This is a genomic window from Burkholderia sp. BCC0398 (assembly GCF_902833245.1).
GTDB lineage: Bacteria > Pseudomonadota > Gammaproteobacteria > Burkholderiales > Burkholderiaceae > Burkholderia > Burkholderia sola.
Map to the genome: position 1 here is coordinate 147,973 of NZ_CADFEM010000014.1, position 22,851 is coordinate 170,823.

General features: G+C 65.7%; 20 protein-coding genes. 18 read left to right on the forward strand and 2 right to left on the reverse strand.

Features of this window, described 5'->3' with window-relative positions; genetic code table 11:
- Positions 1 to 5: 5 nt before the first annotated feature.
- Positions 6 to 1,406 (forward strand): hypothetical protein, encoded by a 1,401-nt coding sequence (locus tag HWX76_RS27810; protein ID WP_176016653.1) that lies wholly within the window; start codon positions 6 to 8, stop codon positions 1,404 to 1,406.
- 17 nt (positions 1,407 to 1,423) lie between these two features.
- Here HWX76_RS27810 and HWX76_RS27815 read toward each other — a convergent pair whose 3' ends face one another.
- Positions 1,424 to 4,417 (reverse strand): glycosyltransferase, encoded by a 2,994-nt coding sequence (locus tag HWX76_RS27815; RefSeq protein ID WP_176016654.1) that lies wholly within the window; start codon positions 4,415 to 4,417, stop codon positions 1,424 to 1,426.
- Between the two features lie 175 nt (positions 4,418 to 4,592).
- On the opposite strand from HWX76_RS27815, the gene HWX76_RS36810 reads away from it, so the two are divergent.
- From HWX76_RS36810 to HWX76_RS27885, 14 genes are all read left to right on the forward strand, one after another.
- The gene (locus HWX76_RS36810) at positions 4,593 to 4,979 is read left to right on the forward strand and encodes a hypothetical protein (RefSeq protein ID WP_244138021.1); all 387 of its coding nucleotides are present in this window, start codon (positions 4,593 to 4,595) and stop codon (positions 4,977 to 4,979) included.
- A 2-nt stretch (positions 4,980 to 4,981) separates the two neighbouring features.
- Complete coding sequence (locus HWX76_RS27825) at positions 4,982 to 5,548, forward strand: glycoside hydrolase family 19 protein (protein WP_244138022.1); 567 nt, start codon at positions 4,982 to 4,984, stop codon at positions 5,546 to 5,548.
- A 77-nt stretch (positions 5,549 to 5,625) separates the two neighbouring features.
- Entirely contained in the window at positions 5,626 to 6,258 is a 633-nt protein-coding gene (locus HWX76_RS27830; RefSeq protein WP_176016657.1) for a hypothetical protein, read from the forward strand.
- A 3-nt stretch (positions 6,259 to 6,261) separates the two neighbouring features.
- Positions 6,262 to 6,465 carry a hypothetical protein gene (locus HWX76_RS27835; protein WP_176016658.1) on the forward strand — a complete coding sequence of 68 codons (204 nt, stop codon included), beginning with the start codon at positions 6,262 to 6,264 and terminating at the stop codon, positions 6,463 to 6,465.
- Positions 6,466 to 6,527: 62 nt separating this feature from the next.
- Entirely contained in the window at positions 6,528 to 6,965 is a 438-nt protein-coding gene (locus HWX76_RS27840) for a hypothetical protein (RefSeq protein ID WP_176016659.1), read from the forward strand.
- A complete protein-coding gene (locus tag HWX76_RS27845) occupies positions 6,962 to 7,570 on the forward strand; it encodes an alpha/beta fold hydrolase (RefSeq protein ID WP_176016660.1) in 609 nt (202 codons plus the stop codon). The genes HWX76_RS27840 and HWX76_RS27845 overlap by 4 nt, the downstream gene beginning before the upstream one ends.
- A 374-nt stretch (positions 7,571 to 7,944) precedes the next feature.
- Entirely contained in the window at positions 7,945 to 8,571 is a 627-nt protein-coding gene (locus HWX76_RS27850) for a flavin reductase family protein (protein WP_050015133.1), read from the forward strand.
- Positions 8,572 to 8,959: 388 nt separating this feature from the next.
- A complete protein-coding gene (locus tag HWX76_RS27855) occupies positions 8,960 to 10,192 on the forward strand; it encodes a 3-methyl-2-oxobutanoate dehydrogenase (2-methylpropanoyl-transferring) subunit alpha (protein ID WP_050015135.1) in 1,233 nt (410 codons plus the stop codon).
- Between the two features lie 2 nt (positions 10,193 to 10,194).
- A complete protein-coding gene (locus HWX76_RS27860; protein WP_050015137.1) occupies positions 10,195 to 11,235 on the forward strand; it encodes an alpha-ketoacid dehydrogenase subunit beta in 1,041 nt (346 codons plus the stop codon).
- Between the two features lies 1 nt (position 11,236).
- A complete protein-coding gene (locus HWX76_RS27865) occupies positions 11,237 to 12,550 on the forward strand; it encodes a dihydrolipoamide acetyltransferase family protein (RefSeq protein ID WP_050015139.1) in 1,314 nt (437 codons plus the stop codon).
- Between the two features lie 4 nt (positions 12,551 to 12,554).
- Positions 12,555 to 13,946, forward strand: a complete 1,392-nt coding sequence (lpdA, locus tag HWX76_RS27870) for a dihydrolipoyl dehydrogenase (RefSeq protein WP_176016661.1) — start codon at positions 12,555 to 12,557, stop codon at positions 13,944 to 13,946.
- A gap of 242 nt (positions 13,947 to 14,188) precedes the next feature.
- Positions 14,189 to 14,818, forward strand: coding sequence for an NAD(P)H-binding protein (locus tag HWX76_RS27875; RefSeq protein WP_050015142.1), 630 nt, complete (start codon positions 14,189 to 14,191; stop codon positions 14,816 to 14,818).
- Positions 14,819 to 15,243: 425 nt separating this feature from the next.
- Entirely contained in the window at positions 15,244 to 16,668 is a 1,425-nt protein-coding gene (locus tag HWX76_RS27880; protein ID WP_050015144.1) for a cytosine permease, read from the forward strand.
- A gap of 170 nt (positions 16,669 to 16,838) precedes the next feature.
- Complete coding sequence (locus tag HWX76_RS27885) at positions 16,839 to 17,909, forward strand: porin (RefSeq protein WP_176016662.1); 1,071 nt, start codon at positions 16,839 to 16,841, stop codon at positions 17,907 to 17,909.
- Between the two features lie 58 nt (positions 17,910 to 17,967).
- On the opposite strand, the gene HWX76_RS27890 is transcribed toward HWX76_RS27885, so the two are convergent.
- The gene (locus HWX76_RS27890; RefSeq protein ID WP_050015147.1) at positions 17,968 to 18,924 is read right to left on the reverse strand and encodes a LysR family transcriptional regulator; all 957 of its coding nucleotides are present in this window, start codon (positions 18,922 to 18,924) and stop codon (positions 17,968 to 17,970) included.
- Between the two features lie 187 nt (positions 18,925 to 19,111).
- Here HWX76_RS27890 and HWX76_RS27895 point away from each other — a divergent pair, with 187 nt between their 5' ends.
- From HWX76_RS27895 to HWX76_RS27905, 3 genes are read left to right on the forward strand one after another with little or no spacing between them, the layout of a single operon-like run.
- Entirely contained in the window at positions 19,112 to 20,422 is a 1,311-nt protein-coding gene (locus HWX76_RS27895; protein ID WP_176016663.1) for an MFS transporter, read from the forward strand.
- A gap of 31 nt (positions 20,423 to 20,453) precedes the next feature.
- Complete coding sequence (locus HWX76_RS27900; protein WP_176016664.1) at positions 20,454 to 21,725, forward strand: Zn-dependent hydrolase; 1,272 nt, start codon at positions 20,454 to 20,456, stop codon at positions 21,723 to 21,725.
- 24 nt (positions 21,726 to 21,749) lie between these two features.
- Complete coding sequence (locus HWX76_RS27905) at positions 21,750 to 22,772, forward strand: histone deacetylase family protein (protein WP_050015152.1); 1,023 nt, start codon at positions 21,750 to 21,752, stop codon at positions 22,770 to 22,772.
- The last annotated feature ends 79 nt before the right edge of the window (positions 22,773 to 22,851 follow it).

Here is a 22,851-nt window from a genome sequence, read left to right on the forward strand (position 1 = left end):
ATTCCATGAAGAAATTTGGTGCTTTCTGTGCGTTGCTGTTGATCAGTGCGCTTGCTTACGCAACAACTTTCGTCTCGCCCGGCCTCATCAACCCGGCCGGGTCTACGACAGGCCAGGCGATCGTTTCCACTGGTTCGTCCACTTCGCCGGTGTGGGGCAGTATCGGCGTCAACGGTATTGCCGCGATCGCGGCGAACACCGTGATCGCAAATGCGACCGGATCGAGCGCAAGCCCGACTGCCTATGCGATGCCTTCGTGCAGTTCTGCAGGGAACGCATTGAATTGGCAGAGCGGAACGGGGTTCCACTGCTCGACTGGATTGGCGCTGACGTCCGGAGGCCTGAATCAGTTCGCCACAACGACATCGGCGCAGTTGGCCAGCATCGTCTCGGACGAAACCGGTAGCGGTTCACTTGTTTTCGGCACGAATCCGACGATCGCGGGAGCGACGTTCACGGGCGGCGTTTCTCTTGGTTATGCGGCGCCGGTATTCGTGCTGAATGACACCGGAGCAAGTGTCGGTGCTTCAATCGAATATCGGAGCAATGGGACCAAGCTATGGGAAACGAAATCGTACGGGACGGTTCTTTCGTGGAACCTAGGCCGATATGTTTCCGGTTCGTATGTAGATAATCCGATTTCGGTATCGAACTCGACCGGAGTGGTGACGATCGCGGACGGATTGACCGCCAATGGGGCCATGACGCTATCGTATGCCGGGCCGATTTTTACCCTCAACGATACGAGCGGGACCGGATTCCCTGGAACCATCTATAAGAACAACGGCGTTCAGAACTGGGCGCTTCATGCGACGTCATCGAGCAACTCCTTTGCTCTCGACCGCTATGTCGGAGGCTCGTTCGCAGATAGTCCTATTTCGGTTTCGAACTCAACGGGTGCCGTCACCATGCCTGACGGCATCACGAATAGCCCCATCAGCGGCAGCACTGGAGCATTCACGACGCTGTCGGCCAGCGGCAACGATGCGCTGGTGTACCAGAACTCGAGTGGCCAATCGATCCCGAACGCAACGACGACGACCGTCACGAACTGGACGAAGCTGTTCGATCGAGTGAACAGCAGCTTCAACGCAACGACGGGGGTATTCACGGCGCCGGCCACGGGCTACTACCGTGTGAGCGCGTCCGCCCAGTTTGCAGCAACAGCCGGTGCCGTGGGTAACCAGCTCGGCTGGGTCGTGACGGCGAATGCCGTTGTAGTAGCACAAAGCCCGTACTTCGTCGAGGCGGCGAATTCGACTGCGCGGACTGTAAGTGTCAACACGATCGTGAGCTTGACGGCTGGGCAAACGATGACCCTGGGTCTGTATCAGAACACAGGGGCAGCGCTTGCCCTGTCGAGTACTGCTGCGAACAACTGGGTCTCCATCAGCCGTGTGCCCTGATGCTGCCTATTCGCGCGCTATCGAAGGCGACGAACGATGGCGGCGGCACATCGCGCGCCGAAATTCAGGGTTCGTCGCAGCAGTGGGCGATGGGAGACTATGGAACGCAGTTTACGCGTCGCGCGCCATGTTGTGCTTTGCTCAATCTTCCGCAGCCTGTCGATCTCGCTGATCAAATACGGGAATTGGTGCGAGGCTGCTTCGGCCGGCATCAGCCGACGAACCTCCCCATTGAGGCGGTCTAACTCGTCGGACAGATGCTTGACTTGCCACTGAAGTGACCACCGATCTTGCACGAACTTCCAGTCTGGCGTCGTGACGGAACGCATGAATCCGAATCTCTGGTTGGTCGGGATGCCGGGAATGGCATTCGCGATACGCATCCACCCGTTAAATTTCGGGTAAGAGCGCAGCATCGAATTTGGCCTGACTCGGTAGAGGATCATCTCTTTTGGAATGGTCAGGATCTGCTTTCCATGTGCGGCGAGCTTCAGGAAGAACTGCCAGTCCTCCCAGAGGGCCTTTGACGATTGGTCCCATCCGCCGAGTTCGCGAATGACATCGGTGCGATACACAGCCATCGCGTCGCCGAATGTGTTGTCCTTCAGGCCGAGTCCGATGTCCGACCCGATCGGGCGCCACTTGTATTTGAGCGTGGTAGTGCTGTCTGCTTGCCACTGATCGCCATCGTTGAACGCGACCGTCCAGGATGTCACCGCGGCGATCTCCGGGTTTTCGTCCATGATGCGCGTTGCGATGTCGAGGAAGCGGTTCAGCAAGATGTTGTCGTTGTCGTGCGCGCACACGTAAGGCGTCGTCACCTGTGACAGGCCGACATTGCGCGTTCCGGCCAACCCTAGATTGACTTCGTTGCGAATGACCTTCGTGCGAATGCCTTCTACATGCTCTCCGCGGCTCTTGAGCAAGTCGAAGTTTTCTGGCGTCGAGACATCGTCAACAAAAATGACTTCGTGCGGTTTCTTGAAGGAATTTCGGATACCGGTGATCACATCGTCCAGGAGTGCCGCAGTACCGTTGTAGTTCGGAACGATGATGCTGACATCGCCGCTCGGCGAGTCGGACTCCGGCTTGTACTGCTTGAACGACTCGATCAGGTTCAGGTAGTTATGGCTGTGATTCCTGTAATGCCACGAGATTGACGCCTTCGTGTGCTTGATCAGGTCACACCGTTCCCAGAATTGAAGGCCGACGGAGTGATGCATGGATGCAGCCAGCGCCTTGTAGTTCGGCTTCGAGAGCAGCCGATCGTGAAGTTCAGCCGGAATCTGCTCCGGGACGCCGCCCGCATCATAGGCGAGGATCTGGCAATGTGCGTCAACAACTTCGAACACCGAAAGTGGATGGTTGTCGCCCTTATAGGGGAGAACGAACAGCGAATGAGGCGCAAGATCGCTCACCATCTTGACAACGTCATTGCGCGGGAAAATTCCGGATTCGAGTCGGACGCCGGGGATTTGGCTCAGGCGAGGATCTGGGTTCGTTGAGCCCAGTACCACGATACGATTGATCTGCTTCGCAGTGGCGCGATATTCGTCGTTCTCGAAGAGTTCGAGGACGGCTTCGCAGAAATCGAAATACCCCTTTTGCTCGGTGTGTTTGCCGTAGAAAACGAGCGTGCTGATCTTGCTATATTCGGTCTCGACGAGCTCAGCGTCACTGAGTTTGATGGGGTATGGCTGGAACACGTGGCGACGTGTTTGAAAGCCGCCAACGTTGATGTACAGATCCTCTAGGTACCTCGAGGCGAACACCGCGCAGTCCGCCAGCTCGACGCTCAGGCGCTCTCGAGCGTCGACTGCGAGGTCGCGCTCCTGCGAGATGTTCCCCGCCGCGCTGTCGAGGTAGAGGTGATTCCCATGTGCGTAAGCCATGATGAACACACTCGCCGGCAACATGCGGGCGCGCTTGGCTTGCGCGACATGCACACCGATGCCGCGGTAATCCTGATACTCGATGAGCTTGATCTCATCGTAGATGAAGATCGTCCACAGTGTCGCCGCCAATACTTCGTGGTGGTCAACGTCGGCGATATTTTGAAGGCTGGATTCCGACCGACCGCAGATCGCGGAGCAATGAAGCCAGCCTGATTTTTGTGCGTAGGCCGCCCAGTCTTCGGGAAGTCCAGCGCCGCCGCAGTACAGGACGAGACGCTTATGGCCGGAATGCTCTTCACATACCTGATAGTAGGTGCCAATACCGCCGGTTGTCAGAGCATTGGAGTGCTCGGTCGTGATGGCGAGGTGGTCCGAGCTCGGCGGAAGGTTGTTGCTGCGGAGAAACTCCGCATAGAACTCCGCATCACACGACGCCTCGGCGATGATCGTGCGATCGAACTTGTCGAATTTGTTTTCGGGAGCTAGCTTGATGTTGTCCAGCCGGAAGCCGGAGGACTCGAGCAGGACCGAGAACTCCCCGATAGTCCATTGGCGGATGTGCGTCGGGTTGTCGGGAATGGCGCCAGAACCAAGTCCGTCGATTCGCTCGCGATCCGGCGTCGATATGACCAGGCGGTTGTTCGGATGCAGTTTGAGGGCAGCACGAAGTGTCCGTAGCAAGAGCCGCGGATCGTCCAGGTGCTCAATCACGTCGGACAGAATGATGACCGTCGACTTTCTGCTGTTGAGCTCGGTGAGCAGTCTGTCGAGATCCGGGCCGTCTTCGAGATTGGCACGGAAAAAGCGCGGCATCACTACGCCGTCCGGCTTTTCCCGATTGTCCGCCCAGTCGACCTGCAGAAGATCCGCACTGAAACCCTCGAATTTCGCGCTCAGCTTCTGGCCGCCACCGACGCCGATGTCGACGATTCGTTCCGCGCCGACGCGCTCCGCGACAGCGCGCGCCTCTTCGTAGACCGACTCCTGCCAGATCACCGTTTCATCGGAATAGGCACGCGTGATGTCAACCAGGCGACGTGCCTCACCACCGGCGGCGAAGTTTCGCTCGGGAGTCATAGAAAACGGGGCGGCATTGTGCAAGCGCGGTCGATCCATGGAGGGTCCTCGGTAAGGGGAGGGGAGCTGCCTCCCCGTAGCTTTCTGTGAGATCGGCATTATATCCATGCGCCGAATGCCGGATGAGCCGGAAAAGTAGTAACGGAAAACGCAGCCTTCGGGCCGCACAAGACCATCAGCCGCCTTCGGGCGGCTTTTCATTTCCGGGGGATGAATGACCGACAACGTATCGGGGAACGCGCGCGTCGAGGAACGCCTGCGCGCGGGCGATCGTCGCTTCTCGAAGCTCGAGCAGCGAATCGACGCGAGTGACGCGGCCGTAAAGGCGCACCTTCAGCGGCAGGACGAAAAGATCGATGCCATCGTCGCCTCGGTCTCCCTGATCCAAACGAACACGCAATCGATGGTCGACACATGGGAGGGCGGAGCGCGCGCTGTGCGCGCGCTGTGCCGTCTTGCTGACGCGTGGCGATTCCTCGTCCGGCACGTCGCCGGCCCGACGATCGCGTTCGGCACGGTCGGCGTGATCGTCTTTCGCTACATGCGACACGAACCCATTCCCGACTGGGCGAACGCGGTCGTGAAGCTTCTTCTGGGATGACCATGACACCACAAACTCTTGCTGCCGCGCTGCAGATCCCGCTCGCACGCGCGACGCCGTGGGCCGACCCGCTGTCGGCCGCGATGGCGCTGTATGCGATCGACTCGCCTGCCCGGCAGGCAGCGTTTCTCGCGCAATGCGGGCACGAGACGGGCGGCTTCCAGTGGCTTCGCGAGATCTGGGGGCCGACGCCGGCGCAGCGCGCGTACGAGCCGCCAGCGGCGAAGGCAGCCGAGCTGGGTAACACACAGGCTGGCGACGGCTTCCGGTACCGCGGCGGCGGCCTGCTGCAGATCACCGGCCGCTACAACTTCCGTGAGATGGGCCAGAAGATCGACGTCGACCTGGAGGGCAACCCAGACCTGATCGCGCAGCCTTCCACTGCGGCGCATGCCTCGGCTCAGTTCTGGGCCGACCACGCGCTCAGCGCGTTCGCAGATGCTGGCGATTTCCTCGCGATCAGTCGCGCGATCAACCTCGGCAATCCGCGCTCGGCGGCAACACCGAATGGCATGCCGGACCGCCTGGCGCTCTGGGATTCCTGCAAGAAGGCGCTCGGCGTGGCCTGACGAGCCAGTTTTCGATTTTTCGAAATTTCGCAATCCCGCCCGGCCGCGTGCCGGGTTTTTTCATTTCTTGACCAGACATGACCCTATGCAGCCATGACGTTGCGCTCGAGCAGCGCTGCGAGAAGTGCACGGCCGAGGGCCTCGCCAGCCTGCCGAAGATCGCCGGCGAGCACGCCGTGCGCGTGACCGAGGTCGAGGTCGAGTACTACCCGGACCATCCGCCGCGCACTGAATCGGCGACGTTCCGGCACACGAAGAAGGAAGGGCATGCGGCCGGCCTGCGCTGTTCGATCAGCGGGCAGCCGGCGCCCGAGTATCACCACCTGTTCTGCGAGTGGGCGGATTCGGACGCGATCGACTGGGCGACCGTGCGCGGCGTCGCGCTCGGCGACGTCAAGGCGTTGCCCGTGCTCGATCCCGCGACCGATCGACCGACGAAAGAACTGTATCCGGTCGAGGAATCGTTCCTCTGGCTCGTCTGCAAGCTCGTCGAGCTGCGCGGCTTCGACTGGCATGCGTTCGATCCGGCCAAGCCCGAGACCTTCGTCGACGCGATGGTGAACATGCTGCCGCTGTCGGCGAAGTTCCACCGATCGCCGACGCACGGCATTCATCACCGGTCGTTCCCGACCTTTGTATTCCAGGCGTTCCCTCGCAAGGCCGGGTTCGTCTTCACCCCGGACGAGCTCGTCCAATGCCAGAAGGAGTAAGTCATGCCCGTGAAATCCAGCCTCGTGACCGGCGGCATCACCATCGGGGCTCTCGATCTCGTGCCAACTGTCGACTGGGTGCTTGGCGGTTGCCGCGGCCCGGTGCCCGCCAGTCTTTCGTCGCTGATCGCCGGCGCGGTTGCCGTGGCGCTCCATGCGGCGGTCAACTGGATCAACGCGCGCACCTCAGCCAAGGAAGCCGCATAAGCCGCAAGTCCGCAGTAGCCATCTAGCCGCCTTTCGCGGCGCCACTCCAGAAGGAATCTCCCATGAAGAAGCTCATGCTGCTTGCGGCAGGCGTTGTCACGTCCGTCGCGATCGTCGCTTGCAATTCACTGCCGACCGTCCAACAGCAGTTCCAGACCGGCTGCACGATCGTCAACGGCGATCTGGCCATCCTCGCAACGTCGCCGCTGCTGAATGCCGACCAACAGGCCGCGATCTCGAAGACGATCCTGCCGGCGAACCAGGCCATCTGCAAGGCCGGTGCGCAGCTGAACGTCACCGACCTGAAGGCGTTCCACGACACGCTGTTGCCGGCCGCGATCACGATCGTGCAGGCCGTCCCCGCGCTGCCTCAGCAACAGGCCGTTCTTCTCGGCCTGCAGACGTTTGGCCCGATGGTTCAGGCGCTCATCGATCAGATTCTGACGGCGGCGGCGCCGGCTGCTGCCTCGACGCCGCTTGCAGGCGCACCGCTGCAATGACCCCGCGCGAATACGCGCTGCTCGCGCAGGAGGCGTATTCCGCGAAGCCGGACATCGGCAAAGCGGACAGCGCCTCGCGCGCCATCGTGCGGCAGACGGCCGGCGGCCTGGTCGTCGCCTTCCCGGGCACCGACAACCTCGACTGCGTCGCGGCCGACCTGGACGCACACCCGATCGACGTGATCGGCATCGGCCAGGTGCATCACGGGTTCTGGAAGGCATGGGGAGCGATCGCCGTCGACGTGCTCGCCGCGATCGACGGCCGGCCGGTGACGCTCGTCGGGCACTCGCTCGGCGCAGCGATCGCGATCATGGCCGCGGCGGCGATGGTGGCCGGCGGGAATCAGCCGGCGGCCGTCTATGGCTTCGAGCCGCCCAGGGTGAGCACAAACGGGAGCGTCGCCGCAGTGCTGGCGGCGGTGCCGCTGAACCTATTCAAGAACGGGAACGACATCGTGCCAGACCTGCCGCCGGATTGGGAGCACGCCGGCGCGATCCAGCAGATCGGCCGTGCGGCGTTTCCGTTCCCGAACGTGACGGATCATGCGATTGCGCGGGTGGTGGCGGCCTTGACCGTCACTCCATCATCCGGCGTTCCGGTATGATGAAGGGCGCCGGTTCGGCTCCGATCCGACCGGCGCGCCACATTCCCCTCCCTGCTACAAATCCGCACCATGCTGCCATAAGTATTTGATTCAGCACGCTTCTAGTTTCCGGTCCCCGGCACCATCGATTGCGTCGACGCGATTCGATTCAACGAAGGCGTAAAAAACCCGTGAGAAACGCAGCGCTCGCGGGTTTTTTATTTGGCGCACGCACATGCAGCGGCGCGTCCGCGCCGCCCACGATGCGCTTCACTGCGCCGAAAACCGCGCCATGTGATACTGCCAGGCACGTCGCACGGGCGCCTGCGTCGCCACCGGCCAACGCGTCCCGCCGACAGCCTTCCTCTCGTTTACCTCTCGCAAGACCATCCGTCATGACCGAATCGACCCATCACTATTACGAGCCGTCGCAAGGCCACGGCCTGCCGCACGACCCGTTGAACGCGATCATCGGCCCACGCCCGATCGGCTGGATTTCATCCCGCGGCAGCGACGGCACGCTGAACCTCGCGCCGTACAGCTTCTTCAACGCGTTCAACTATCGGCCGCCGATCATCGGCTTTTCGAGCACCGCCGCGAAGGACAGCGTGCGCAACGTGCAGGAGACCGGCGAGTTCGTGTGGAACCTCGCGACGCGCGATCTGGCCGAGCGGATGAACCAGACCTGCGCCGCCGTGCCGTACGACGTGAACGAGTTCGAACTCGGCGGCTTGACCGCGGTGCCGTCGCGCCTCGTCGACGTGCCGCGCGTCGCGGAAAGCGGCGTGAACTTCGAATGCAAGGTGACCGACGTGATCCGGCTGCGCGATCACCACGGCGTCGAGACGCCGGCCACGCTGGTGCTGGGTGAGGTCGTCGCGGTCCATATCCGCCATGACCTGCTGAAGGACGGCATCTTCGACACGTTCGGCGCGGGCATCATTCTTCGTGCGGGCGGCCCGTCGGCCTATGTACACGTGACGCCCGACAGTCGCTTCGATCTGTTCCGTCCCGACGCGTGATCGATCGCACGCCGCAGTAAGCCGGCAACCGGGCGCACGAGCGCCCGCATCCGACGAAAGACCTCGCGACGATCCAGGATTTCGCGGGGTCTTTTGCTTCGTACCCTCACATGATCGGGACGACACCGATCCGTCCGTCCCTCGATGCCCGCTCGTCGTCGCCGCCAGCCCAGCGACGATGCGCTGCAGCAAACACGTCCTTCGCCGATCGCCACCATGGCAAATCTGCTCACGACGAACGAGCGGCTTGGGCATCGACGCCCGTCGCTGCCAGGCATAGATTTCCAAGGTTGACGTGCTTATCCGCGCGTCAGCTCGCGCGCAGGCCGGCAACCGGCCCGCGCGTTCCCAAACAGCGTGAGACACAATCGAGCGTGGAGACGACACGATGAGCCTGTCAGAGCCATTGCGTCTGCATGTGCCGGAGCCCACCGGGCGCCCGGGCTGCAAGACGGACTTTTCCTACCTGCATCTATCGCCGGCCGGCGCCGTCCGCCGCCCGCCGATCGACGTTGCCGCGGCAGACACCGCCAATCTCGCCCGCAGCCTCGTGCGCGTGCTCGACGACAGCGGCAAGGCCGTCGGCCCGTGGGCCCCCGATCTCGACGATGCACGGCTGATCGCCGGGCTGCGCGCGATGCTCAAGACCCGCATTTTCGACGCGCGCATGATGATCGCGCAGCGTCAGAAGAAAATCTCCTTTTACATGTTGAGTCTCGGCGAAGAGGCGATCGGCACCGCGCACGCGATGGCGCTGCGCGACGGCGACATGTGCTTTCCGACCTACCGGCAGCAAAGCATCCTGATCGCGCGCGACGTGCCGCTCGAGCGGATGATCTGCCAGCTGATGTCGAACGAAGGCGATCCGCTGAAGGGGCGCCAGCTTCCGGTGATGTACTCGGACCGCGAAGCCGGCTTCTTCTCCATTTCCGGCAACCTCGCGACGCAGTTCATCCAGGCGGTTGGCTGGGCGATGGCGTCGGCGATCAAGGGCGACACGAAGATCGCGTCCGCGTGGATCGGCGACGGCGCGACGGCCGAAGCCGATTTCCACACCGCGCTCACGTTCGCGCACGTGTACCGCGCGCCGGTCGTGCTGAACGTGGTCAACAACCAGTGGGCGATCTCGACGTTCCAGGCGATCGCGGGCGGCGAGGGCACGACGTTCGCCGGGCGCGGCGTCGGCTGCGGGATCGCGTCGCTGCGCGTCGACGGCAACGACTTCCTCGCGATCTACGCGGCCTCCAGCTGGGCCGCCGAACGCGCGCGTCGCAACCTCGGCCCGACGCTGATCGAGTGGGTGACCTACCGTGCGGGCGCGCATTCGACGTCGGACGATCCGACCAAGTACCGGCCGAGCGACGACTGGTCCCATTTCCCGCTCGGGGATCCGATCGAGCGCTTCAAGCGTCACCTGATCGTGAAGGGCATCTGGTCGGACGGCGCGCACGACGCGTTGACGGCCGAGCTCGAGGCCGAGGTGATCGCCGCGCAGAAGGAAGCGGAGAAATACGGGACGCTGGCCGACGACCGGATTCCGTCGCCGGCCTCGATGTTCGACGACGTCTACAAGGAGCTGCCCGCGCACCTGCGCCGTCAGCGCCAGGAACTGGGAGCGTGATCATGGCGCAACACGAGACAGGGACGGCCACGCAGCCGATGACGATGATCCAGGCGCTGCGCTCCGCGATGGACGTGATGCTCGGGCGCGACAGCGATGTGGTCGTGTTCGGGCAGGACGTCGGCTATTTCGGCGGCGTGTTCCGCTGTACCGAAGGACTGCAGAACAAATACGGGAAATCGCGCGTGTTCGATGCGCCGATCTCCGAAGGCGGGATCGTCGGCGCGGCGGTCGGGATGGGCGCGTACGGATTGCGGCCCGTCTGCGAGATCCAGTTCGCCGACTATTTCTACCCGGCATCCGACCAGATCGTGTCGGAAGGCGCGCGGCTGCGCTATCGCTCGGCCGGCCAGTTCACCGCGCCGATGACGATCCGGATGCCGTGCGGCGGCGGCATCTACGGCGGGCAGACGCACAGCCAGAGCCCGGAAGCGATGTTTACGCAGGTGTGCGGGCTGCGCACGGTGATGCCGTCGAATCCGTACGACGCGAAAGGGCTGCTGATCGCGTCGATCGAGAACGACGATCCGGTGATCTTCCTCGAACCGAAACGGCTGTACAACGGGCCGTTCGACGGCCATCACGAACGGCCCGTCACGTCGTGGCTCAAGCATCCGGCGAGCGCGGTGCCGGAAGGCTACTACACGGTGCCGCTCGATACGGCCGCCGTCGTGCGGCCCGGCAACGACGTGACGGTGCTGACGTACGGCACGACGGTGCACGTGTCGCTCGCCGCGGCCGAGGAGACGGGCATCGACGCGGAAGTGATCGATCTGCGCACGCTGTGGCCGCTCGATCTCGACACGGTCGTCGCGTCGGTGCGCAAGACCGGGCGTTGCGTCGTGGTGCACGAGGCGACGCGTACCTGCGGCTATGGCGCGGAGCTCGTGTCGCTGGTCCAGGAACACTGCTTCTACCACCTCGAAGCGCCGGTCGAGCGCACGACGGGCTGGGACACCCCGTATCCGCATGCGCAGGAATGGGCGTACTTTCCGGGGCCCACCCGGGTCGGTGAAGCGTTGCGACGCGTGATGGAGGCGTGAGATGGGGATTCATGTCATCAAGATGCCGGATATCGGCGAAGGGATCGCCGAGGTCGAGCTGGTGGCCTGGCATGTGGAAGTCGGGCAGACGATCAAGGAAGACCAGCCGCTCGCCGACGTGATGACCGACAAGGCGGCGGTCGAGATTCCGTCGCCGGTGACGGGCAAGGTGATCGAACTGGGCGGCCGGATCGGCGAGATGATGGCGGTCGGCAGCGAGCTGATTCGGCTGGAAGTCGAAGGCGACGGCAACCTGAAGGCCGCGGCACCGGTGCGGGAAACAAAGGTAGCAACCGCACCGGTCGCGGCGGCGGCGCCGGCGAAGCCGGTGGCGGACGTGCCGGCCGAGCCGCCGGTGCAGCCCGCCGCGCATCGCGCACCGGCGAAACCGCGCCGCGACGAACCGGCCGCGCAGCCGCGCGCGGCGCTTGCGCCGGGCGAACGGCCGCTCGCGTCGCCGGCCGTGCGCCAGCGTGCATGGGACATGGGCATCGAGCTGCGCTACGTGCGCGGCACCGGCGAAGCCGGGCGGATCCTGCATGAGGATCTCGATGCGTATGCGCGCACCGGCGGCGGTTCGGCGCGAGGGGCGCAACCGCGCGGTTACAACGAACGCCACGACGAAACCGACGTGCCGGTGATCGGCTTGCGGCGCGCGATCGCGCGCAAGATGCAGGAAGCGAAGCGCCGCATTCCGCACTTCAGCTACGTCGAGGAAATCGACGTGACCGAACTCGAATCGTTGCGCACGGAACTGAACCGCCGCCACGGCGACACGCGCGGCAAGCTCACGCCGTTGCCGCTGCTGATCCGCGCGATGGTGATCGCGCTGCGCGACTTCCCGCAGATCAACGCGCGCTTCGACGACGAAGCGGGCGTCGTCACGCGCTACGGCGCGGTGCACATGGGTGTCGCGACGCAGACGGACGGCGGCCTCACGGTGCCCGTGCTGCGTCATGCGGAAGCGCGCGACGTGTGGTCGATCTCCGCCGAAATCGCGCGGCTCGCCGACGCGGTGCGCGCGAACCGCGCGCACCGCGACGAGCTGAGCGGGTCGACGATCACGATCTCGAGCCTCGGCGCGCTCGGCGGCATCGTGTCGACGCCGGTGATCAATCATCCGGAAGTGGGCATCGTCGGCGTGAACCGGATCGTCGAGCGGCCGATGATCCGCGACGGCGCGATCGTCGCGCGCAAGATGATGAACCTGTCGTCGTCGTTCGATCATCGCGTCGTCGACGGCGCGGACGCGGCCGAATTCATCCAGGCCGTGCGCGCGGTGCTCGAACGCCCGGCGCTGCTGTTCGTGGAGTGAGCCGATGAAGAACGAACACACCACACTGCTCGTCATCGGCGGCGGCCCGGGCGGCTACGTCGCCGCGATCCGCGCGGGCCAGCTCGGCATTCCGACCGTGCTCGTCGAACGCGACCGGCTCGGCGGCACCTGCCTGAACATCGGCTGCATTCCGTCGAAGGCGCTGATCCACGTGGCCGACGCGTTCGAACAGGCGTGCGGTCATGCCGGCGAAGGCGCGCTCGGCATCCGCGTGCGCACGCCCGAGATCGACATCGCGAGAAGCGTCGCATGGAAGGATGGCATCGTCGATCGTCTGACGCGCGGCGTCGGCACGCTGCTCAAGAAGAACGGCGTGCGCGTGCTGCACGGCGAAGCGCGCGTGATCGACGGCAAGACCGTCGAAGTCGTCGGCGGCGGCCATACGGTGCGGATCGGTTGCGAACACCTGTTGCTCGCGACCGGTTCCGAACCGGTCGAGCTGCCGTCGATGCCGTTCGGCGGGCACGTCGTGTCGTCCACCGAAGCGCTGTCGCCCGCGACGCTGCCGAAGCGGCTGGTCGTCGTCGGGGCCGGCTATATCGGGCTCGAACTCGGGACCGTCTATCGGAAGCTCGGCGTCGACGTCAGCGTCGTCGAAGCGGCCGAGCGCGTGCTGCCTGCGTACGATGCCGAACTCGTGCGGCCGGTGGCCGATTCGCTCGCGCGGCTCGGCGTGCGGCTGTGGCTCGGCCACAAGGTGCTCGGGCTGGACGCGCACGGCGCGGTGCGCGTGCAGGCAGCCGATGGCGCCGAGCAGACGTTGCCGGCCGACCGCGTGCTGGTCGCCGTGGGCCGTCGGCCGCGCGTCGACGGGTTCGGGCTCGAGACGCTGATGCTCGATCGCAACGGCCGCGCGCTGCGGATCGACGACGAATGCCGCACGTCGATGCGCAATGTCTGGGCGATCGGCGACGTCGCGGGCGAGCCGATGCTCGCGCATCGCGCGATGGCGCAAGGCGAGATGGTGGCCGAGCTGATCGCGGGCCGGCGTCGCGAATTCACGCCCGCGTCGATCCCGGCCGTGTGCTTCACCGATCCCGAGATCGTGACGGCCGGCTGGTCGCCGGACGATGCACACACGGCTGGCGTCGATTGCCTGAGCGCATCGTTCCCGTTCGCCGCGAACGGGCGGGCGATGACGTTGCAGGCGACCGACGGATTCGTGCGCGTCGTCGCGCGGCGCGACAATCACCTGATCGTCGGCTGGCAGGCGGTCGGGCGCGGGGTGTCGGAGCTGGCCGCGGCGTTCTCGCAGTCGCTGGAGATGGGCGCGCGGCTGGAGGACATCGGCGACACGATTCACGCGCATCCGACGCTCGGCGAGGCGCTGCAGGAAGCGGCGTTGCGCGCGCTCGGACATGCGCTGCATGTCTGACGTAATTGCCTGACGGGGCGCCGCCGGTACGTCACGCACGTATCGGCGGCGCTTGCGGCGTCTGATGAACGTCATGTTGTTTCAGTCGACATTCGGTCGCGCGGGACCGCACCCGACAGCGCCGTAATTTTTCGAGACGAGCGGAGGGTTGTCGACGCCACGTCAGCCGACGATCATGTCGATAGCCGGAAACCGGGCCGCTTCGGGTCCGCCAACGCAGGCTCCACACGGAAGCACGAGACATGAAACTGCTGCTCGTCGGCGCGACCGGACTCGTCGGGCGCCACGTTCTCGACGTCGCGCTGGCCGATGCGCGGGTCGACCAGGTGATCGTCCTCGCGCGCCGGCCGTTGACGCCGCATCCGAAGATGCGCGCACTGGAGGTCGATTTCGACCATCTGCCCGACACGGGCGACTGGTGGCACGCGGATGCCGTGATCTGCACGCTCGGCACCACGATGCGGGCCGCCGGCTCGCAGGCGGCCTTCCGGCGCGTCGATCACGACTATCCGCTCGCGGTCGCGCGGCTCGCGCACCGGCACGGCACGTCGACCTACGTGCTGAATTCCGCACTCGGCGCCGATGCTGCGTCGCGCATCTTCTACAACCGCGTGAAGGGCGAGGTCGAGCAGGCGCTCGCCGGCGTCGGGTTCGATTCGCTCACTTACGTGCGGCCGGGCCTGATCGGCGGCAGCCGCGACGAATTCCGGTTCGGCGAGCGGCTGTTCGCGTTCGCGCTGAGCGCCGCCGCGCCGGTGCTGCCGGCGAAGTGGCGCGTGAATCCCGCGTCGCGGATTGCGCGCGCGTTGCTCGACGCGGCAATCGATGCACGGCCGGGCGTGCAGGTCGTCGCATCCGACCAACTGGTCTGATACGGCGCGGGCGGGTGCGCCCGTCCGGCCATTCGTCTGCGTTTCCGTCGAGCGTGCCGAACTGCTCGGCGAGCGCGGCGTGCACGATGTCCATCCCGGCAGTCATTTCATCCAGCGCCTGACCTTTCATTTTTCCAACGCCAGACTTGCGGCGAAATCGCCCGGACGTGCACGGATCTCTCGGACGATTTCGAAAATCGATTGATTCCGGGTAATCACCGATATCTCGCAAGTTGTATATACAAGATCATCCGCTGGCAATGTCGGCACACGTCGTGCCGCTTGCGCGCCAGCGTGCAGACCGTGCGTGCGTGGCGCATGCCGGCGATCCACGGCGCCCCGCATCCGTCGAGCCGAAAGGGCGGCTCGCAGCTTCCTGTCCTGTTCAAACCCTGTGTGGTCCTGAGTATTTTGGAGATTGACCCGTGTCAACGAATTCCAGTGGAAAAGCCGGCGGACTGATCGAGGTACGCTCGATCGACTTCATTCCCGACGCCGAGCGCCACGGCGGCCTGCTGAGCCAGTTCACGCTGTGGCTGTCGGCGAACATGCAGATCACGGCTATCGTCACGGGCGCGCTCGCGGTCGTGCTCGGCGGCGACGTGTTCTGGTCGCTGGTCGCGCTGCTGCTCGGCCAGCTCGTCGGCGGCGCGGTGATGGCGCTGCACGGCGCGCAGGGGCCGCAGCTCGGGCTGCCGCAGATGATCTCGAGCCGCGTGCAGTTCGGCGTGTATGGCGCGATGATCCCGATCGTGCTCGTGTGCCTGATGTACATCGGCTTTTCCGCGAGCGGCTCGGTGCTGGCCGGGCAGGCCGTCGCGCAACTGCTGCACGTCGACGACGCGGCCGGCATCCTGCTGTTCGCGGCCGTGATCGTCGTGCTGACCGTGTTCGGCTATCGCGCGATCCACTTCGTCGGCCGGATCGCGAGCGTGGTCGGCATCGTCGCGTTCGTCTACATGTTCGCGCAGCTGTTCGCGAACCACGACGTCGGCGCGCTGCTCGCGAACAAGCATTTCTCGCTCGCGAGCTTCCTGCTCGCGATGTCGCTGTCCGCGTCGTGGCAGATCGCGTTCGGCCCGTACGTGGCCGACTATTCGCGCTACCTGCCGCGTTCGACGTCGTCGGTGGCGACGTTTCTCGCGGTCGGCCTCGGTTCGGTAATTGGCGCGCAGGCGGCGATGGTGTTCGGCGTGTTCGCGGCCGCGCTGGCCGGCAGCCAGTTCGCGCACCATGAGGTGTCGTACATCGTCGGCCTCGGCTCGACGGGCGCCGTGGCCGCGCTGCTGTACTTCAGCATCGCGTTCGGCAAGGTCACGGTGACTGCGCTCAACGCGTACGGCAGCTTCATGTCGATGGCGACGATCGTCAGCGGCTTTCGCGGCAAGGGCGCGGTATCGTCGAAGAGCCGCCTCGTGTACATCTTCGGGATGATCTGCGTATCGACGCTGATCGCGCTCGCGGGCCGTCATTCGTTCCTGAAGGAATTCACCGCGTTCATCCTGTTCCTGCTCGCGTTCTTCACGCCGTGGAGCGCGATCAACCTGGTCGATTACTACTGCTTCACGCGTTCGCGCTACGACGTGCCGGCGCTGTCCGATCCCGACGGCCGCTACGGTCGCTGGAACGTGATGGCGATCACGATCTACGTGGTCGGCATCCTGGTGCAATTGCCGTTCATGTCGACGCACATCTACACGGGGCCGCTCGTCGATGCGCTCGGCGGCACCGACATCTCGTGGATCCTCGGCCTCGTCGTGCCGGCCGTGCTGTATTACGTCGGCGCCCGCGCGTCGCGACGCAGCATTCCCGAACGCCTGATCCTGCCGCTCGAACGCGGCGAGGTCTGACACCGACGTATCACGTCGTTCGTCGGGCCGGTCTGCCGCCGGCCTGAGCGGCCCGACGCGCCGAACCGGCGCGACCGGCAATCGCACCGCACATCCTCTTCGTTATCCGCGATGCCGGCATGGTGGACCATCGTGCCCGGCGTCGTTCCATTCTCCTTTCATTGAATAGCATGACTAATAAAATGAACGCACGAGGACATCGTTCCCGGGCGCGACCGGTGCATGCCGGTCTTCGGATGGCCGTCGCGGCCGCTTGCGTCGCCGGTTCGGACGCCGCGCTCGCGCAGGACGGCGTCACGCTGTACGGCGTGATCGACGAATTCGCGCAATACGTGAACACGGGCAACGGCTATACGGCCGCGATCAACTCGGGCGGCCAGTGGGGCAGCCGGTTCGGGCTGAAGGGCGGCGAAGAGATCGGCGGCGGCCAGAAGATCGAGTTCGCGCTGGAAAACGGCTTCAACCCGAACGACGGCTCGCTCGCGAGCGCCGGCACGATGTTCAACCGGCAGGCGTGGGTCGGCATCGCGGGGCAGTGGGGCAAGGTGCGCGCGGGCCGGCAGAATTCGCCGCTGTTCAACGACCAGGGCGGGCAGGATGCGTTCGGCGGCGTCACGCAGGCGTCCGGCATGGACAACCTGACCGTGTTCGCATTCCGCACGAGCAATACGCTGTCGTACCAGAGCCCGGAGATAGCCGGTTTCCAGGGCGGGCTGTACTTCGGGTTCGGCGACGCGGGCGGCGTGCGCTCGGCCGGCTCCAGCCGGCAGTTCGACCTGACCTACGAACACGGCCCGTTCGGCGCATTCGTCGCGGGCCAGTGGTTGAAGAACGCCGCGGCGACCACGACGGATCGCACGATCATGGCCGGCGCATCGTACGCAATCGGCAAGGCCACCGTGTATGGCGGGTTCTCCGCGGTGAAGTGGGCCGACCTCGGAATCGATTCGCGCGTGTACGGGCTGTCGGTCAAATATCAGATCAACCCGGCGAACGCTATCGCGCTCGGCTACGCGTACCTGCACGACCAGTCGTCGCAACGCAATAACGCGGACCAGCTCGGACTGATGTACGAGTACGACCTGTCGAAGCGCACGAGCTTCTACGGCGCGCTGTCGTACCTGCGCAACCGCAACCAGGCCGACTACACGCTTGCCGGCGCAGCAAACCCCGGCCTGCCGCTCGCGTACCCGGGCGCGAATGCGCGCGGCGTGCAACTCGGCATCGTGCATCGCTTCTGACGCACGCAATGCGCCGGGCCGCGTGCGCCCGGCGCGTGCATCGGGCGCACCCGCGTCATCATTTCCCCAGCCGCTCCGCGAGCGAGTAGCGCTGCATGCAGCGCTCCATCGCGTCGAGAAACGCATGCTCCGCCGCATTCATCTTGCGGTCGCGATGCCACAGCAGGAACACGTCGACATCGACGAGCCCGTCGTCGGGCGGCAACCGCCACAGCCGTTGCTGCGCGATGTCGTCACGTACGATGTGCTCGGGCAGGCAGCCGATGCCATAGCCCGCGAAGATCAGCCGCCGCACTTCGTCGAGGCTCGGCGACGACGCGACGATGCGCCCCGTGAAGCCCTTCTGGTCGCGAAACACGGTGAGCGGCGACAGGCTGTCGCCGATCTGGTCGCTCGTGAACGACACGAAATTCTCCGCGAGCAGATCGTCCATCCGCAATTGCGTCTGCCCGAACAGCCGGTGATGGCGGCCGCAGTAGATCGCATAGCGCTGGCGCAGGAAGCAGCGCATCTCCAGCTTGTCGTGCGGCGTGCGGCACAGGCCGAGCCCGGCCGTGGCCGTCTTCTGCAGCAGCGACGACAGGATGTCCGACGAACGCATCACTTCGATCTGCAGATCGATACGCGGATACGCGCGATGGAAATCCGCGAGGAATTCGTCGTAGACGGGCGATTCGATGCGGCTCACCGTCAGCAGCCGGATCGAGCCGGTCAGGTCGGCGGTGCTGTCGTCGATTTCGGTTTCGAGGCGCGAGATGCCGCCGTAGATGTCGCTCGCGATCCGGTACACGGCTTCGCCGGCCGGCGTCGGCGCGAAGTGCGCGCCGCGCCGCTCGATCAGCCGGCGCTCGAGCGTCTCCTCGAGCCGCCGCAGCGCCTGGCTCACGGCCGGCTGCGTGACGTGCAGGCGCGCGGCCGCGCGGCTCACGCTGCGCTCCTGCATGATCACCAGATAGGTGCGCAGCAGGTTCCAGTCGAGGCGATCGTTGAGGAACGGGGCGAGGTCGGGGCGCATCGGGTCTCCGGGCAGGCGGCGGCAGGCATTAGTTGAATTTATATAGAGAATAATAACTTGAAATTTGACTAATGATTTGCGGCCACCGATAAAGGGGGGCGCCGCAGCGTGCGGCGCGAGGCCGCGACAGACGGCCGTCCTCACGATAGTGCGTGCCGCTCCGCCGCGGCGCGCGTCAGGAGCCCGCATGACTCAGTCCCTTCCTTCCGCCCGCCAGCCGGCACGCGCCGCGACGGCCGCGTTCATCGGCACGATGATCGAGTGGTACGACTTCTACATCTACGCGACCGCGGCCGCGCTCGTGTTCGGCGAACTCTATTTCCCGTCGCACGACCCGTTCGTCAGCACGATGGCGTCGTTCGCGACGTTCGCGGTCGGCTTCTTCGCGCGTCCGCTCGGCGGCGTGATCTTCGGCCATCTCGGCGACCGCATCGGCCGAAAGAAGGCGCTGATGACGACGTTGATGATGATGGGCGTCGCGACCGTCTGCGTCGGGCTGCTGCCCGCCTATTCGAAGGTCGGCGTCCTCGCGCCGGTGCTGCTCGTCGCGCTGCGGGTCGTGCAGGGGATCGCGGTCGGCGGCGAATGGGGCGGCGCGGTGCTGATGGCGGGCGAGCATGCGCCGCAGGGGCGCCGCACGTTTTTCGCATCGTTCGCGCAGCTCGGCAGCCCGGCCGGGCTGATCCTGTCGCTGATCGCATTCCGCGCGGTCACGTCGATGGACAAGGCCGACTTCCTCGCGTGGGGCTGGCGCCTGCCGTTTCTCGCGAGTTCGGTGCTGCTCGTGGTCGGCATCCTGATCCGGCTCGGCGTGAACGAGTCGCCGGAGTTCGCGCGGGTCAAGGAAGCGAACCGCACGGTGAAGCTGCCGGTCGCGGAAGTGTTCCGTTCCGCGTCGGGGCTCGTGCTGCTCTGCATCGGCGCGAACACGATCGGCATCGCGGGCGTCTATTTCACGAACACGTTCATGATTGCGTACACGACGCAGTACGTCGGCGTGTCGCGCTCGCTGATCCTCGACAGCCTGTTCGCGGTCGCGATCATCCAGTTCTTCGCGCAGCCGCTCGCCGCGTGGATCGCCGAGCGTATCGGCGGCGCACGCTTCCTGAAGCTCGCGGCGCTGCTCGCGATGCTGTCGCCGTATCCGATGTTCATGCTCGTGCAGGGTGGCACGTCCGCGTCGCTGATCGCCGGCATCGCGCTCGCCGTCGTCTGCATGGCCGGCTTCTATTCGGTGATCGCGGGCTTCGTCAGCGACGTGTTTCCCGCCCATGTGCGCTATTCGGCGATCTCGCTCGCTTACCAGATTTGCGGCGCGATCGCGGGCGGCCTGACGCCGCTCGTCGGCACGTGGCTCGCGCATCGCTTCACGGGCCAGTGGTGGCCGCTCGCGGTGTTCTACACGTGTCTCGCCGGCATCTCGCTGCTCTGCATCGTCGCGCTCGACGCGCGCCACGCCGCGCAGCCGGCCGCCGCCGAAGCGCTCGGCTCGCATTGAACCTCAACAAACGAATCGATCCGGAATCCCAATGAACGACCTGCTGGAAATCGACGGCGCCCGCCTGTGGCAGAGCCTGGCCGACATGGCGCGCGTCGGCGCGACGCCGCGCGGCGGCGTGCGGCGTGTCGCGCTCACCGATGACGACCGGCGCGGGCGCGACCTGTTCGCGCAATGGTGCCGCGACGCGGGGCTGACGGTGAGCGTCGATGCGGTCGGCAACCTGTTCGCGCGTCGCGACGGCGCCGATGCGCAGGCGGCTCCCGTGCTGATCGGCAGCCATCTCGACACGCAGCCGGAAGGCGGCCGCTTCGACGGCGTCTACGGCGTGCTCGCCGCGCTCGAACTCGTGCGCACGCTGAACGACGCGGGCATCGCGACCGACAAGCCGCTCGAGATCGTGTCGTGGACCAACGAGGAAGGCGCGCGCTTCGCGCCGGCGATGCTCGGGTCGGCCGTGTTCACCGGCGCGCTGCCGCTCGACGACGCGCTCGCGAAGCAGGACGCCGACGGCGTCACGCTCGGTGCGGCGCTCGACGCATGCGGCTATCGCGGCACGCGCGCAGCGGGCGGTGCGGTCGACGCGTATTTCGAGGCGCATATCGAACAGGGGCCCGTGCTCGAGGCGAACGGCACGACGATCGGCATCGTCACGGGCGGGCAGGCGATCCGCTGGCTCGACGTGACGGTGACGGGCGTGGCCGCGCACGCCGGCACGACGCCGATGCCGTATCGCAAGGACGCGTATTTCGCGAGTGCGCAGATCGCGCTCGAACTCGAACGGATCGTCGCCGCTTATGCACCGCGCGGGCTCGCGACGATCGGGCAGGTCGGCATCCGCCACGCATCGCGCAACACGATTGCCGGCGAGCTGACGTTCACGGTCGACCTGCGTCATCACGACGATGCCGAAGTCGATGCGATGGAGCGCGACCTGCGCGAGGCGTGCGCCCGCATCGCCGCCGCGCGCGGCGTGCAAGTGGCGATCGACACCTGCTGGCGCAGCCCGGCGACGCCGTTCGATCGCGATTGCGTGGGGCTGGTGGCGCAGGCCGCGGCTGCGTTCGGCTACACGCACGAGCGGATCGTGAGCGGCGCCGGCCACGATGCGATCCTGCTCGCGCGTCGTTTCCCGACCGCGATGGTGTTCATTCCGTGCGTCGACGGCCTGTCGCACAACGAAGCCGAGGATGCGTTGCCCGACGACGTGACGCGCGGCGCGAACGTGCTGCTCCATGCGGTGCTCGCGCGCGCGGGCATCGCGGCGCGCATCGACGCGGCTGCCGCCGCGCACGGCGCCTGATCCGGCTAATCGACGAGGACGACGATGAAAACCTATTTCCATCCCGAACAACTGCTGCACCATCCGCGCAGCTACCTGTCGCGCGGCCAGATGCGCGAACCGCAGGAAGTGCCCGAGCGCGCGGCGCGGCTCGTCGCGGCCGTCCGGTCGCTCGACTTCGACGTGCGCGAGCCGACCGACCGCGGCACCGCGCCGATCGCGGCCGTGCACGACATGAACTACCTGCGCTTTCTCGAGGATGCGCACCGCGACTGGAAGCAGATGCCCGACGACTGGGGCGACGAAGTGATGTCGAACGTGTTCGTGCGCGATCCGAACCCGTTGCGCGGCGTGCTCGCGAAAGCCGCGCGCTATCTCGCCGACGGCAGTTGCCCGGTCGGCGCGAACACGTGGCGCGCGGCGTACTGGTCCGCGCAGGGCGCGCTGGCCGCGGCGGCCGACGTCAACGACGGCGCACGCGAAGCCTACGCGCTGTGCCGGCCGCCCGGCCATCATGCGCGCCGCGACGCGGCGGGCGGCTTCTGCTACCTGAACAACGCGGCGATCGCCGCGCAGGCGCTGCTCGGCCGCCATCGCCGCGTCGCGATCCTCGATACCGACATGCATCACGGGCAGGGCGTGCAGGAGATTTTCTACGGCCGCGACGATGTGCTGTACGTATCGATTCACGGCGACCCGACCAACTTCTACCCGGTCGTCGCGGGCTACGAGGAAGAGACGGGCGCGGGCGCCGGCGACGGCTTCAACCTCAACCTGCCGATGCCGCACGGCGCGCCGGAGTCGACGTTCTTCGCGCGGCTCGACGACGCGCTGCGCGCGCTCGCGCGGTTCCAGCCCGATGCGCTCGTGCTCGCGCTCGGCTTCGACATCTACAAGGACGATCCGCAATCGCAGGTCGCGGTCACGACCGACGGGTTCGGCCGGCTCGGCCGCGCGATCGGCGCGCTCGGGTTGCCGACGGTGATCGTGCAGGAAGGCGGCTATCACCTCGAGAGTCTCGAGGCGAACGCGCGCGCGTTCTTCGGCAGGTTCGCCGCGGGACGCTGATCGGGCCGTCGGAACCGGACCGCGCGCCGGAAACGACAACGGCCGCATGGCGCGGCCGTAAAAATGCGTGCGGACGGTT

What these genes read in the sequence shown, in the direction of transcription:
- HWX76_RS36810 (WP_244138021.1), top strand. Translation starts at nt 4,593, where the DNA reads ATGACCGACAACGTATCGGGGAACGCGCGCGTCGAGGAACGCCTGCGC.
- HWX76_RS27840 (WP_176016659.1), top strand. Translation starts at nt 6,528, where the DNA reads ATGAAGAAGCTCATGCTGCTTGCGGCAGGCGTTGTCACGTCCGTCGCG.
- HWX76_RS27865 (WP_050015139.1), top strand. Translation starts at nt 11,237, where the DNA reads ATGGGGATTCATGTCATCAAGATGCCGGATATCGGCGAAGGGATCGCC.
- HWX76_RS27825 (WP_244138022.1), top strand. Translation starts at nt 4,982, where the DNA reads ATGACACCACAAACTCTTGCTGCCGCGCTGCAGATCCCGCTCGCACGC.
- HWX76_RS27835 (WP_176016658.1), top strand. Translation starts at nt 6,262, where the DNA reads ATGCCCGTGAAATCCAGCCTCGTGACCGGCGGCATCACCATCGGGGCT.
- HWX76_RS27905 (WP_050015152.1), top strand. Translation starts at nt 21,750, where the DNA reads ATGAAAACCTATTTCCATCCCGAACAACTGCTGCACCATCCGCGCAGC.
- HWX76_RS27845 (WP_176016660.1), top strand. Translation starts at nt 6,962, where the DNA reads ATGACCCCGCGCGAATACGCGCTGCTCGCGCAGGAGGCGTATTCCGCG.
- HWX76_RS27875 (WP_050015142.1), top strand. Translation starts at nt 14,189, where the DNA reads ATGAAACTGCTGCTCGTCGGCGCGACCGGACTCGTCGGGCGCCACGTT.
- HWX76_RS27830 (WP_176016657.1), top strand. Translation starts at nt 5,626, where the DNA reads ATGACCCTATGCAGCCATGACGTTGCGCTCGAGCAGCGCTGCGAGAAG.
- HWX76_RS27885 (WP_176016662.1), top strand. Translation starts at nt 16,839, where the DNA reads ATGACTAATAAAATGAACGCACGAGGACATCGTTCCCGGGCGCGACCG.
- HWX76_RS27855 (WP_050015135.1), top strand. Translation starts at nt 8,960, where the DNA reads ATGAGCCTGTCAGAGCCATTGCGTCTGCATGTGCCGGAGCCCACCGGG.
- HWX76_RS27900 (WP_176016664.1), top strand. Translation starts at nt 20,454, where the DNA reads ATGAACGACCTGCTGGAAATCGACGGCGCCCGCCTGTGGCAGAGCCTG.
- lpdA (WP_176016661.1), top strand. Translation starts at nt 12,555, where the DNA reads ATGAAGAACGAACACACCACACTGCTCGTCATCGGCGGCGGCCCGGGC.
- HWX76_RS27815 (WP_176016654.1), bottom strand. Translation starts at nt 4,417, where the DNA reads ATGGATCGACCGCGCTTGCACAATGCCGCCCCGTTTTCTATGACTCCC.
- HWX76_RS27895 (WP_176016663.1), top strand. Translation starts at nt 19,112, where the DNA reads ATGACTCAGTCCCTTCCTTCCGCCCGCCAGCCGGCACGCGCCGCGACG.
- HWX76_RS27890 (WP_050015147.1), bottom strand. Translation starts at nt 18,924, where the DNA reads ATGCGCCCCGACCTCGCCCCGTTCCTCAACGATCGCCTCGACTGGAAC.
- HWX76_RS27860 (WP_050015137.1), top strand. Translation starts at nt 10,195, where the DNA reads ATGGCGCAACACGAGACAGGGACGGCCACGCAGCCGATGACGATGATC.
- HWX76_RS27850 (WP_050015133.1), top strand. Translation starts at nt 7,945, where the DNA reads ATGACCGAATCGACCCATCACTATTACGAGCCGTCGCAAGGCCACGGC.
- HWX76_RS27810 (WP_176016653.1), top strand. Translation starts at nt 6, where the DNA reads ATGAAGAAATTTGGTGCTTTCTGTGCGTTGCTGTTGATCAGTGCGCTT.